The sequence below is a fragment of the Streptomonospora sediminis genome (genome assembly GCF_054778995.1).
The window spans coordinates 116,372-127,842 of record NZ_BAAGYZ010000069.1; the positions used below are offsets into that span (position 1 = coordinate 116,372).

The 11,471-nt window shown below is 72.2% G+C and carries 10 protein-coding genes; 4 read left to right on the forward strand and 6 right to left on the reverse strand.

Annotation, left to right across the window (positions count from 1 at the left end):
• Window positions 1-90 precede the first annotated feature (90 nt).
• Window positions 91-900 (reverse strand): DUF3159 domain-containing protein, encoded by an 810-nt coding sequence (locus tag ACYVD5_RS14230; RefSeq protein WP_461001504.1) that lies wholly within the window; start codon window positions 898-900, stop codon window positions 91-93.
• A gap of 368 nt (window positions 901-1,268) precedes the next feature.
• Here ACYVD5_RS14230 and ACYVD5_RS14235 point away from each other — a divergent pair, with 368 nt between their 5' ends.
• Together ACYVD5_RS14235 and ACYVD5_RS14240 are read left to right on the forward strand one after the other, a co-directional pair.
• On the forward strand, window positions 1,269-2,420 hold the full coding sequence (locus ACYVD5_RS14235) for a sensor histidine kinase (protein ID WP_461001505.1): 1,152 nt from the start codon (window positions 1,269-1,271) through the stop codon (window positions 2,418-2,420).
• On the forward strand, window positions 2,417-3,019 hold the full coding sequence (locus tag ACYVD5_RS14240) for a response regulator (RefSeq protein WP_461001506.1): 603 nt from the start codon (window positions 2,417-2,419) through the stop codon (window positions 3,017-3,019). Before ACYVD5_RS14235 ends, ACYVD5_RS14240 begins: the two co-directional genes overlap by 4 nt.
• Window positions 3,020-3,064: 45 nt before the next feature.
• Here ACYVD5_RS14240 and ACYVD5_RS14245 read toward each other — a convergent pair whose 3' ends face one another.
• Window positions 3,065-3,790 (reverse strand): FkbM family methyltransferase, encoded by a 726-nt coding sequence (locus ACYVD5_RS14245; RefSeq protein ID WP_461001507.1) that lies wholly within the window; start codon window positions 3,788-3,790, stop codon window positions 3,065-3,067.
• A 345-nt stretch (window positions 3,791-4,135) separates the two neighbouring features.
• Between ACYVD5_RS14245 and ACYVD5_RS14250 the strand changes: the two genes are divergently transcribed.
• Window positions 4,136-7,825, forward strand: coding sequence for a hypothetical protein (locus tag ACYVD5_RS14250; protein WP_461001508.1), 3,690 nt, complete (start codon window positions 4,136-4,138; stop codon window positions 7,823-7,825).
• A 101-nt stretch (window positions 7,826-7,926) separates the two neighbouring features.
• Here ACYVD5_RS14250 and ACYVD5_RS14255 read toward each other — a convergent pair whose 3' ends face one another.
• From ACYVD5_RS14255 to ACYVD5_RS14270, 4 genes are all read right to left on the reverse strand, one after another.
• Window positions 7,927-8,721 carry an ABC transporter permease gene (locus tag ACYVD5_RS14255; protein WP_461001509.1) on the reverse strand — a complete coding sequence of 265 codons (795 nt, stop codon included), beginning with the start codon at window positions 8,719-8,721 and terminating at the stop codon, window positions 7,927-7,929.
• A 29-nt stretch (window positions 8,722-8,750) separates the two neighbouring features.
• Window positions 8,751-9,707: an ATP-binding cassette domain-containing protein gene (locus tag ACYVD5_RS14260; protein WP_461001510.1), complete on the reverse strand. Its 957-nt coding sequence runs from the start codon at window positions 9,705-9,707 to the stop codon at window positions 8,751-8,753.
• 109 nt (window positions 9,708-9,816) lie between these two features.
• Window positions 9,817-10,611, reverse strand: a complete 795-nt coding sequence (locus tag ACYVD5_RS14265; protein ID WP_461001511.1) for a DUF4097 family beta strand repeat-containing protein — start codon at window positions 10,609-10,611, stop codon at window positions 9,817-9,819.
• Window positions 10,612-10,711: 100 nt separating this feature from the next.
• Entirely contained in the window at window positions 10,712-11,266 is a 555-nt protein-coding gene (locus ACYVD5_RS14270) for a histidine kinase (protein ID WP_461001512.1), read from the reverse strand.
• Between the two features lie 20 nt (window positions 11,267-11,286).
• On the opposite strand from ACYVD5_RS14270, the gene ACYVD5_RS14275 reads away from it, so the two are divergent.
• Window positions 11,287-11,471 (forward strand): hypothetical protein (locus ACYVD5_RS14275; protein WP_461001513.1); only part of this gene is annotated, 185 nt, incomplete at its 3' end.

Consider the following 11,471-nt stretch of genomic DNA (forward strand, 5'->3'; position numbering starts at 1 on the left):
TCGGGAAGGTCGGGACGCCGATCGGGGAACGGATCGGGGCCGGCGAGAGCCGGCGCCGGCGGGGCCGCGGCGGGCGGCCCCGCGGACAGGTCAGCGCTGCGCGGCGGCCGGAGCGGCGGTGGAGCCGATCAGGCGCTTGGTGGAGCGGCGGAACGCCCAGACGACCACCACCGCGACCAGGCCTGTCAGCGGGAACCCCATCGCGGTGTCGGCGACCGCCAGTGCGGTCGTGGCGTCGGCGCGGTAGAGCCACTCCTGCACCCCGAACCGGGCGGCACACATAACGGTCACCGCGAGCGTTGCGGCGTAGTGGGCCCGCAGTGCGGGCCGGTCCTCGCGCCAGGCGTGCGTGCCGCCGTGCACGGCGTTCCAGACGACTCCGGTCAGCGGCCGGCGCATGAGGACCGAGACGAGTGTGACGGCGCCGACCACCAGGGCGGCCCAGATCCCGATAACGAAGAAGTCGTTGGCCGAGCCGGTGAGGGCGGAGACGCCCCCGGCGAGGCCGACACCGATGAACCCGCCCGTGGCGGAGTTGAAGGTCTGGCCGCGCGAGAGCTGCACTACGGCGATCACCAGGGCGGTGGCGAGCGCGATCCCGATGCTTATCGGCAGCGAGACGAAGGAGACGGCCGTCGCGAACACCACGGTCGGTGCCGCCGCGGCGGCCATCCCCCACGGGCCGCCCACCGCGTTCAGCATCGCCTGCTTCGCGTCGCCAACCTGCTCGGGTCCGGCGGGACCGGCGGGTCCGGCGGGACCGGCGGGTCCGGCGGGACCGGCGGGACCGGCGGGTCCGGCGGGACCGGCGGTCTCATCGGTGCGGTCGCCGGCGCGCTCCGGCGCCGCGGCCAGGTCCTCGGTTGCGGTTGGGGCGGGGGGTGCCGTGTCGTTGCTCATGGCGGATATTCCAGCTGCTTGCGCCCGCACCCGGCAGTGCGGCCGCGTCACCACTTCGGTGTGACTTTCCGCGGAGCGCGACCATGACGTGGTGTCACTGGTGGCGGTGCGGGAGCGGCGGCATACTGGGGCGGCCCCTGCCGGTCCCGATCGCGAGAGCCGCATATGGACACCCGACACCCGCGCCAACCGCCAACGGCCGGCATGACCGTACCCGCACCGGTCACCGCGCCGCTCCTGCGCGGCCGTTCCGGCACCGGTGGCGCGCGGCCCCGGGCCGAGGACGACCGGTGACCGGTGCCGAAGCCCGGACCGGTCCCGCAGCGGACGACCGGAATCCGGTACCGCCGACCCGGGAAGGTAACGGCATGAGCGCCGAGCCCGCCGAGGAGACGCCGTGGCGGCTGCGCACGGCCAGCGTCCAGATGGCGTCCGCGTCGCTCATGTGCGCGGGGGCCCTGCTGATCGCGATCGACGCCGCGACCCGGTGGGAAGCCGCGGTCCTGGCTTTGGGCCTGGCGGCGGCCCAGGTCGCCGTACAGCGGTGGGCAACCGTGCGCAACTCCAGGGTCATCCTGCCCTGCCTGGCCGTCACCGCGGCCGTGTGGCTCGTCGGAGCGCTGGTGACCGGCAACGGGACGGCGAGCTACGGCCTCGCCGTCGTGGGCACCATCATCGTCCACGAGCTACCGCGCCACCGGCGGACGGTGATTCTGGGGTTGGCCGCCTTCGGCGCCGCAACGCTCGCGGCCAGGCTCATGGTCACCGACGACGGCGTTGCCGACCTGCTGCTCCAGTACGTGGTCTCCTCAAGCGCCGTCGCCATAACGGCGGCCATACTCACCTCCCTCATCCAGGGCATCGCCCGCCTCGCCGCTGAGCTGGACGAGGCGCGGGCACGCGCAGCGGAGTTGGCCGTCGTCCGCGAACGCATGCGCTTTGCCAGCGATCTGCACGACATCCAGGGCCACACGCTGCACGTGGTGAAGTTGAAGACCACGCTGGCCCAGAAGCTGCTGCGCAGCGACGCCGACCGCGCGCAGGAGGAGCTCCGCGAGGTGCACGACCTGGTCGGCGACACCATCGCCCGCACCAAGGAGCTCGCCTACGCGCAACGGCGGCTGAACCTGTCGGCGGAGTTGGAGAACGCGAAGAACCTTTTTGAAGCGGCGGGCATCCACGTGCGGGTCGACCGCGAGGCCGAAGCCGATGAGCGCGTGGGCGAACTGCTCGGCCAGGTGCTGCGGGAGACCACGACCAACATCCTGCGCCACGCCCAGGCCCGGCAGGTGCACATCACCCTCGCCGAGTCCGGCATCACGGTCGTCAACGACGGCGCGCAGGATGCACCGTCGACCGGACTGCGCGGGCTCGCCACCCTCAGAGAACGGCTCGCCGAGAGCGGAGGGGAACTGACGGTGGAACAGCAGCACGGGCGCTTTTTGACCGCTGCGGCGTTTCCCCGCGCCGGCGCGGCCGAACGGCAGGCTTCCGCTGTTGCGGAGGAGGATGCCCGATGACCGATGTGGTGCTGGCCGACGACGAGGCCCTGCTCCGCAAGGCGCTGGCCGCCCTCCTTCCGCTTGAGGGCGATATCACCGTGCTCGCCGAAGCGGAGGACGGCGAAACGGCCGTGCAGGCAACGCTGCACCACCGGCCCGACGTCCTGGTCATCGACCTGGAGATGCCCGGTGTCGACGGCCTCGGCGCCGTCTCGGCGATCCGCCGCGAGCGGCCGGAGCAGGTGATCCTCATGCTGACCCGCCACGCCCGGCCCGGTGTGCTGCGCAAGGCCCTGAAACTCGGGGTTCAGGGCTTTGCCGGCAAGGCGGCCGAGCCCGCGCACATCGCTGCTGTCATTGCCACCCTGCACTCGGGAAAGCGGTGGATCGACCCGGAGGTTTCCGCGCTCGCCGTCATCGACGACTGTCCGCTCACCGAGCGCGAGACCGACGTGCTGCGGGTGACACGCGACGGTTACTCGGTCGCCGACATCGCCGCCCGGCTCCACCTGGCGGAGGGAACGGTGCGCAACTACCTCTCCAACGCAATGCAGAAAACCCAGACCCGCACCCGGCACGAGGCGGCACGCTACGCCCACGAACACGACTGGTTGTAGCGCTGGGGCACCCGGCGCCGCACTCCCTGCTCCCGCTGCGGACGGTCACCTGCTCGCGCTCACGTTGAAGACCAGCATGTCCTCCGTCATCATCGGCGGGATGGTCTTGGCGACCCGGAATCCGCGGTCGCGCAGCAGTTCCTCGACATCGGCGACCGGCGAGTGCTCGGTGTCCTGGACCTCGAGTTCCATCTTGCGCACCTTGGCCCAGTCGGCGTCGTCGATGCCGCGCAGGACCTCCGCCTCGGTGCCCTCGACGTCGATCTTCAGCAGGTCGATGGTGTCGACATCGGGGTGGTGGGCGGCGAGGATCTGCGAGAGGCGTTCCACCCGGACCACCAGCTCGGTCGGCGTGAACAGCGCCGTCGCGAACTCCTGCCCGGTCTGGTCGGCCACCATGTCCTTCACGATGCCCTTGCCCTCTGGGCGGAACGTGGAATTGGCTGGAAGGTGGGGGTAATAGGTGAACGACGCTTCGCGGGTTTCGCTACCCAGCCCGCACGGATGGACGGCAACGTCGGTCATGCCGTGCAGCTGCACATTGCGCCGCAATGCCTCCAGGCACTCCGGCGCGGGTTCAAAGGCGATGATGCGGGCGCGGGGCCGCAACCGTTTGACATACATCGAGAACAGCCCGACGTTTGCGCCGGCGTCCACGACCACCGGTTTTTCGGGCAGGTCATCGACACTGTAGATATCGTGTTCAAAGATCTCCTGATAGACGAACCGGGCGTCGTCGCTCGGCGAGTAGAAGACAAATCCATCCGTCATTTCGATGCGCTTCGGGCTCATTTTCCGGGGCCCTTCCCAGGAGTGCCGATGGGATTTCGGAGTGGAATGGTGTACCTAAATAATGCGCTAAGGCGCCGGGCGGCGGCGTTGGAATACTCCGAACGGTTCGCAATCGAATCTGCATGCAAGAGGAGGGCCCGAAGCGCGGCCAAGGCTCCCTTCCGCGGGGCAGCGGCCGACGTCCATGCCAGGTTCACGGCATGATCGTAACTCCACGGGATTTAGGGATATACCGGGAGTATCGCGTGCGGAATCCGGCCGCGTCCCCGCAGCCAGCAGGGCCGGATGTGCCGATCTGTCGCAGTGTGCGGTTACGATGCCGCAATGCTTGACCTCCTCCCCGCCACTCTCCGAACTTCGACCCTCTACACAGAGTGGGCCCGCCGCCACGCCCCCGGATGGGTGGGCGCGGCCGAGAAAACGCTGAGGCGACTGGACCAAGGGATCGGTGGAGCGCATACCAAACCCGGCGCGTTCCTGGACGATATGAAACGCGCGGCGCGCGACCTGCCGCCCGAGCATCTGCCGTGGTTCTGGGACACCGTGGGCCACCGGCTGTGCCGGGATGTCCCCCGGCACGCCGCCAAGGCCTACTCTTTGGCGCGCGGCGCCGAGCGCGACCACGGCCTGCCGGTGTGGGCCGACTACCTCGTAGGCAACGCACTGCTGTTCGCCCGTGCCGGTGCACTGGGCGGATCCGAGGTGAGCGGCCACCAGAAGCAGCTCGCGGCCCACCTTCCGGGAGAACGCGCCCACGAGGAGTTCGCCGTGTTGCTGCGCGAGTGCGGCGCCGCCGGAGTGGTTCCCCCGGCCGACCTGCACAGCCGGGTGCGGGCCTCGGCGAAGGGGGCCGGGTTGGGTGCCGGTGAGCAGGCGCGGCTACTCGGGGAGGTCCTCACCGCCGCCGGCGGTTCGGCCGTTCCCGGTGCGCTGCTGGACGGTGCCGCGCGGGTGTTCGCGAAGTCCCCGCCCGACTACGGCGTCCTCACCGCGCTGGCCGAACTGTTCCCGCCCGTCGGAACGGTCGGCGGCGCGTATCTGCGGCTGCTGCGCGACAGCCGCACGGTCGAGGCCATGGCCGGCGGCTGGGTGGCGCCCTCGGGCGGGATCGCCGCCTGGCTGGACCGGTTCGTGTACACCTACACCTACAGCTTGGTCCGGGTGCAACCCCGCACCCGCTCCCTGATCCGCGGCAGGTACCGCCAGGCGATGCCGGACGAACTCTACGCCGACGTGCTGCCGCTGCTCGCCGGGCGGCTGCGGGGCCAGGGCACCCCGCTGCAGCTCGGGGACCGGGTCGACGCCGACCTGGTGGACGCCTGCCTGGCCCTGGAGATCCCGGTGGAGAAACCGCACGGCCGCGTGCGGCTGGAGACGCATGGGTGCGGGCGCGACTTCGCGGCGCTGGCCGCCCACCCCGATTGGCGCCACCTGCTCGCGGGCGCCGCCCAACCCGCGAAACGGGGCACCGCCATCACCCGGCTGCCCGAAACCGCCGGTGTGGACACAGCGGTGCACCAGCGCATCTCCCAACTGCTCGACCGAGCCGCCGGCGGGGGACTCGACTCGGCCGGCGAGGCCCTGGACCGGCTCGACTCGCTGCTGGACACGCCCACCAGCGCCGCGCTGGAAGGGATCGACGAGGCCCTGGCCGGGCTTGACCTCTCCGGCCCGCTTCTGCGCACGCTGCGCGCGGACACGTCCGCCGAGACGGGTCTGCCGGCGCCGGACGACAGCGCGGCCGAGTCGGACGGGGGCGGCGCCCGGGGGCTGCGGGAGGTCTCGCCCGAAGCGGCGCAGGTCCTGCTGGACACTGCGCGGTCGGCCCCGGCCGGTGCCGCCGCCGCTGAGGTGCATGCGGCTGCGGTCCGGGTGCTGCCCGGTGCCATCGATCCCGGCGCCCTCCAGGGCGTGGTCGCCGCGGCCGAGCAGGCCGCCCGGCTCCGCGACCGCGCCGAGGCGCTGTCGCGGCGGACCGCCACTGTGCGCTCCGGGGCTCTGGTGCACCCGCAGGAGACGGTCCCCGATAGCGCGCTGGTCCCCGCCCTGCGCGGACTCCTGCCCATCAGTCGGCCGTTCACCCCGTCCGAGCAGCCTGCCACGGTCACCGCGCTCGCCGCCGACGGGCAGTACCTGCGCGGAGCCGTCGGCGATGACGTGCGCCGGATCAGCCTGCCGGACACCCCCCAAGACTGGACGTTCCTGCTGGGCGCGATCGACGCCGTTGCCTGGCGCGCGGTCTGCGGTTTCACCGGCGGCGAGGACCGCGCGGCGCTGAAGGCGCTGCTGGGCACCTGGGCCGAGCACCCCTGCGCCGAACCGGGCGAGTGGCGGGTGGGCCGCGCAGACGGCGCCGCGCTGGCACCGTTGTGCGAAAGGGGCGGCACGGTCGTGCCGGGTGTACCGGGTACGGAGGTGCTCGACCCCCGAACGCAGTACCGGTTCCTGCAACCCGCCGACGCGCCCGTGCCGGACGGCGCCAAGGACACCGGTACCGTCGCCGTCGCCCGCGATGACGCCGGCCGGTTGCGGCGGCTGCTGGGACTGCTGGCCGAGCGCGGCCCGCTCCCGCTGGTCGAGGCCGCGATCGCCGCGTTCCAGGAGCGCACCGGGGTCCGGCGGGCGGTTGCGGCCCTGGTGCTGGCCGGTATGCCGCGCCGGGCCAACCACGGCAGCGACTACACGAACAACTTCGAGGCCCACCAGCGGATGCTGCGGGCCAAGCCGTTCCAGGCGAGCAAGCTGGTCGCCCGCGAGGCCGAGGGCCTGTCGTCCCGGCTCGATGCCGCCGGAAGGCTGCGGGTGCTGGCGGCAGCGGTCCCCGACGACCCCGCCGAGCTGTGGGCCGAGGGCGGCGCCGCGGCGGCGGCGCGGCGCATGGCCGAAGTCTGGGTGGAGCTGCTCGGCGGCCGGACCGCGGTGGACGAGGACACCGCCGAGGCGCTCGAAAACGATCTCGGGTCGGGTTACCCGCAGGCGCTGGCGTTGGCCGACCCCGGCACGTCCGGTATCGCCACCCGGGACATGCGCTGTGTCCTAGCCGGAGGCAAGTACGGCCCGGTGGAGCTCTACGAGGCGGCCACGGACGGCTCCCGCAAAAGGCTCTTCGGATTCAAGGGCAGCCCGTACGCCGGTCTGGCCTCCCTGCTGGCCTGGGCGTTGACCGAGCGTCCCGCCGGCTCCCCCGCCACTGCCGGCGTGCCCGAACTGTTCGCCCGGCTGCGTGCCCGGCTCGACGCGCCGGAACTGCTGCTGCCGCTGGGCCGCCACCGGCTGCCCGGCGACCTGGAGCGGGTGTTCGGCCCCCGCACCCATCCGGTGGAGCCGCCGAGCGCACCGCGATCCGAAAGGGCCGCCCACCCGGTGGCCTACGACACCGGGCTGGTGGTGGTCGACGGCAAGAGGGCCTCAAGCCACCCCCTGTTGCGGCCCTGCGCGCTCGCCGACCCCGGGACGGTCGAGCACACCGCGGAAATCTGCCGCAACCACGGCCTGCACGGACTGCTGCGTGACATCGACCGCCTGCGGGTGTACTACGACGGCGGTCTGGCCCGCATGGTGGAGCGGGCCGCGGATACGCCTGTGCCGCCCGGCGGCTACGAGGCGAACCCGCTGCTGAGCGTGCCCGACCTGGTCAAACAGGCCGCGGCTGAGTCGGGTACCGGCACCGACGCCGCTGCCCTGCACCTGCAACTGCTCACCCTGGCCCGCCCCACCGACCGCAACGTGCGCACCTGGAACGGCTGGACGCCCTCCTACCACAAGAAGGTCCAGGCCGAACTGCTCGACCGCGGCCTGGTGGTGCAGGACAAACGCTCCCGCGCCGGGCGCAGCGTGTTCCTGCCCGGTGCGTGGACCGTGCTGAAGGCGCCCGAGCTGCCGTTGGAGACCGCGAAGCTCGACACCCACATGGCCGCGGTGACCGACACGAAGGAGATCGAGGGCCCGTTCACCCGGCTGCTCCCGCCGGCGCCGCTGCATGAGATGTTCGCCGCCGCCTGGGCGGCGCGCTGAAGGGTGCGGCGCCCGCAGCAGCGCAGCGGTACCGCCGGTTCCCCGCAGCACGCGGCGAACCGGCGGTACCGCGCCCGCCCGGGGGGCGGGGCCCGGTCGGGTTACCGTGCGGGGTCGCGGTTGTAGAGCCGCTTGGCCCAGATGTAGGCGGCCAGTGCGATGGCGGCGCACCAGGCGACGGCGAGCATCCGGTCGCCGCCGGCCCCGGTGCCCATCAGCAGTCCGCGCAGCGTCTCGATGATGGGGCTGAAGGGCTGGTACTCGGCGAACCACCGCAGTCCGGTCGGCAGGGTTTCGGTGGGTACGAATCCGCTGCTGAGGAAGGGCAGAAACACCAGGGGCATGGGCAGGTTGCTCGCGGTCTCGACGCTGTCGGACACCAGGCCGAGCGCAACCGCCAGCCAGGTCAGCGCGAAGGTGGCCATCACCAGCAGACCGGCTCCGGCGAGCCACTCGGCGGGACCGGCATCGGGGCGGTACCCCAGGAGCACCGCCACGCCGGTCACGACCGCGATGCTGATCGAGGTCTGGACCAGGGTGCCAACCACATGGCCGGTCAGTACCGATACGCGGGCGATGTCCATGGTGCGGAATCTGGCGACGATGCCTTCGGTCATGTCCGTGGCCACCGAGATGGCGGTGCCCTGGGCCGCGGAGGCCACGGTGATCAGCAGTATCCCGGGGACGATGTAGTTCAGGTACTCGGCGCGGCCGCCGCCGGAAGCCCCGGGGAGCCCGGCGCCCAGGGCACCGCCGAAGACGTAGACGAACAGCAGTAGCAGGACGATCGGCATGCCCGTGAGCAGGAGCGTCATGGAGGGGTAGCGCAGCATGTGCCGCAGTTGGCGGCCCACCATCGTGGCCGAGTCGCCGGTGGCGCGGGTCAGGGTGTGCATTGCGGGGTCGCCTTCCGCTCGTTGGGGTCTCAGGTCCGGTCGCGGTCGCCGGCCGCGGCGCGGCCGGTGAGGGTGAGGAACACGTCGTCGAGGTCGGGGGTGTGCACCGACAGCTCCTCGACCTTGATGGAGGCGCCGTCGATGCGGTCGAGGAGTTCCCGCAGCGACGCGATTCCGCCGTCGCCGGCGACCTGCAGCGCCAGCGCGTCGTCGTCGCGCGAGCCGCCGAGGGCGCGGTGGGCCGACTCCAGCTCGCCGGCCTCGGCGAAGTGCAGGCGGATGTGGCCGCCGGGGATGCGCCGTTTGAGCTCTGCCGCCGTGCCCTCGGCCACGAGCGTGCCGTGGTCGAGGACTGCGATCCGGTCGGCGAGCCGGTCGGCCTCCTCCAGGTACTGCGTGGTGAGGAAGATGGTGGCGCCGCCGGCCACGAGGTCGCGGATGATCTGCCACATGCCGCGGCGGCTGCGCGGGTCGAGTCCGGTTGTGGGTTCGTCCAGGAAGATGAGGCTGGGGGCACCGACCAGGGTCATCGCGAGGTCGAGCCGGCGGCGCATGCCCCCGGAGTAGGTGGCGGCCGCCTTGTTTGCGGCGCCGCCCAGGTCGAACTGCTCCAGCAGCTCGGCGGTGCGGCGCCGGGCCCGGCTGCGGCCCAGGTGGTGCAGGTTGGCCATCAGCATGAGGTTCTCGGCGCCGGTGAGCAGGCCGTCGACCGCCGAGTACTGGCCGGTGACGCCGATTGCGGCGCGTACCGCGTCGGGGTCGGCCGCCAGATCGTGGCCGAGGATGCGCGCCTGGCCGCTGTCGGCGCTGATCAGGGTGGACAGGATCTTCACGACGGTGGTCTTGCCGGCGCCGTTGGGTCCCAGCAGCGAGAAGATCGTGCCCGCTGGGATGTCCAGGTCGATGCCGTCCAGGACGGTGTGGTCGCCGTAGGACTTGCGCAGTCCGGTGGCCGTGACGGCCGCGTGCTGAGGGTGGGAAGCCATGGGTGCCTCGTTTCTGGTGCGCCGGAACCGGCGCTGCCGGAGCTGTCGGACGGGATGGGACCGGGCGGCGGGGGCGCGCTTTGCAGGCGCGCCGGCGCAGGCGGGCGGCTCAGGCGCGGCGGACGACGATGTCGCCGTGGAGGCTGCGGGCGCGCACTTCGGCGGTCTCCTCGGCGGTGCCCGGGTCCTCGGCCGCTTCCAGGGAGCTGGTCACGCTGCCGTGCTTGGAGTCGGCGTCCAGCCAGGCGGCGGTGCCCGCGCAGATGCCGACCTCCAGTTCGCCGTAGGAGCTTTCCAGGTCGACCCGGCCGCGGACCACCTCGGTGATCCGGATGTTGCCGTGGGCGGTCCTGGCTTCGACGGAGTCCAGGGGGCGCTCGGCGGTGATGTCGCCGTGAGCGGTGCGCATCCGGAGCCTGCCGCCCACCGTGCCGAGTGCGATGGCGCCGTGGGTCGTTTTGACCACGGCACCGCCGTCGATCCCCCGGGCGCGGACCCAGCCGTGCACCGTGGTGAGGTCGGCGTTTCCCGACACCTCATCCAGGGTGATTCTGCCGCTGGAGGCGGTGAGTTCGACGGCGCCCAGGCGGCCTTCGCAGCGGAGGTTGGCGTCGCGTGTGGCGGCCTGGACCCGCGACCCGGCCGGCAGGTCCACGGTGACGTCGGCAATGCCCTTGCGCAGCATCCGGCCCAGCCCCGTGACGTCGGGGTCCTCCACGACCAGCCGGCCGTCGGTGTACTCGGCACGGATCTGGTCCGCGGCGCGCACGTCGGCGTCTTTGGCGGCGTCGCGCGGGCGCACCTCGACGACGGTGTCGGTGCGGTCGGCGGCGTTGATCTGGACGGTGCCGTAGAGGAAGTTGATCTCGGCGGTGATCGGTTCGGGGGTGCGGAAAGTTGGCATGGCTGTCTCCCGTTCATGGCGGTTGCGGGCGTCTCCGCTGGTGGGAGACAAACGCAGTGGTGGTGGTATCGGCGGCGGCGGTGCCGGGATTGCGGTGCGGTCAGCGCACCCAGCCGGTGTAGCCGCGCCCGACCGGGCGGCCGGCGCTGCGGCCGGACCGGCGGGTTCCGGTGGCGGTGCCGGTGTCGAGTCCGGCCGCGACGGCGCGCACCAACCAGGCGTTGACCGAGAGACCTTCGCGGCGGGCGGCCTCTTCGACCTGCGGCTTGAGGCGCTCGGGCAGGCGCAGCGTGATCCGGGCCGTGCCGCCCTCTTCGGATTCGGGCGGCACCGGGCCCGCGGACGGGCGGGCCTCCGCAGCGGCGCCGTCCGGGCGGTCGCCCTCGTCGGTGCCGGCGAACGACTGGTCGGCCAGTGGTGACGTCACAATGAAGTCAGGCCGGCCCCCGCGCAGCCGGACCTCGACCGAACCCGGGGCGACGTCGCGCGTGATCTCGTCCGCGGCGTCGGAAAGCGCGTCCATCAGCGCCAGCCGCGCAGCCGGCTCCAACGCCGTGGCCAGCCGTTCGGCGGTCGCCCGGATATCAGCGCCGCCGGGTTCGGCCGCGGCCATGAGCTGGCGGCGCAGGTTGTCGATATACGGCATCAGATCCATGACTTCATAATGACGCCATAGTGACGTCACGTCAAGCCGTTCTGACGCAGCTTGATGTCAGCCCGGAGGACGCCGCCCCGGAACCGGCCGCCGGCAGCATGCAGCCGCCCGGAATCAGCACGGACCAGCGTGGACCTAGTTGGTTCGGCCAGGGTGGCACCCCGGCCGGGATCAGCGCGACGGGCGCAGCGGGCGCGCCGCCGGC